Raw genomic sequence first — 1,010 nt, 5'->3', positions numbered from 1 at the left:
CGGCCTCGGGCACTCCTCCGAGCTGCAGTGCCCCTCGTCCCTGGAGTCGGGCGCCTGCCAGACCCGGTCGTACTACGACTTCTACGACGTCATGGGCATCTCATGGGGTCAGGTGGGCTCGCTGAACGCCGCCCAGGCGGCACTGCTGGGCTTGTTGCCGACCGGTGAGCAGGTAGCACTCACCTCGTCGAGCGCTGCGACGACGGTCAACCTCGCGCCGCTGGCTGCGCCTTCGGGGACGCGCGCGATCAAGCTGACCACCTCCGACGGCACGGTCTACTACCTGGAGTACCGCCAGGCCAGTGGACAGGATTCATGGCTGGGCGACTCCCGCAACGCCTACGACCTGGACAGCGGCGTGGTGCTCCGTCGGGCCGCGTCCGCGGACGGGAACACGTCGTTGCTCCTGGATGGCTCGCCCTCCTCGCCCAGCGCTTGGGCAGACGATCTGCAGACGGCGCTGCCGGTCGGAGTCGAGATCCAGGTCGCCGGCGGCGACGTGGCGATCACCGTCGCCGCAGTCACCAGTGGGGGGGCCTCCGTCACCGTCGGTCGACTGTCACGATCCCCGGTGGCCAGTTGGGAGTCCTTGTCGGCCGTGGGTGGCCAGGTGGTGGTGTCGGGTTGGTCGGTGGACCCGGATCAGGTGTCTGTGTCAGGTGCGGTGCACGTGTACGTCGATGGTGTGGGTGTGGCGGTGACTGCTGATGGTGAGCGGGGTGATGTGGCTGCGCGGTTCCCTGGTGGCGGTTCGCGGCACGGGTTCTCCTACACCGCGCGGGTGGCGCCGGGGGTGCACTCGGTGTGCGTCTATGCCATCGACGTGGATCCGGCTGCTCGGCACGCTGCGCTGGGGTGTCGGTCGATCACGACGCAGTTGGCGTCCCCGGTGGCCAGTTGGGAGTCCTTGTCGGCCGTGGGTGGCCAGGTGGTGGTGTCGGGTTGGTCGGTGGACCCGGATCAGGTGTCTGTGTCAGGTGCGGTGCACGTGTACGTCGATGGTGTGGGTG

At 68.6% G+C, this 1,010-nt stretch carries 1 protein-coding gene; it reads left to right on the top strand.

Going from position 1 to position 1,010, the window contains the following annotated elements; all coding sequences use genetic code 11:
• On the top strand, positions 1–1,010 hold a 1,010-nt coding region (locus tag LFA75_RS23735), incomplete at both ends, for a C2 domain-containing protein (protein ID WP_225236179.1).

This window comes from Klenkia terrae, assembly GCF_900491935.1.
GTDB lineage: Bacteria > Actinomycetota > Actinomycetes > Mycobacteriales > Geodermatophilaceae > Klenkia > Klenkia terrae.
Note: the sequence above shows the minus strand (reverse complement) of the source record. Positions and strands in the feature narration are given on the sequence as shown.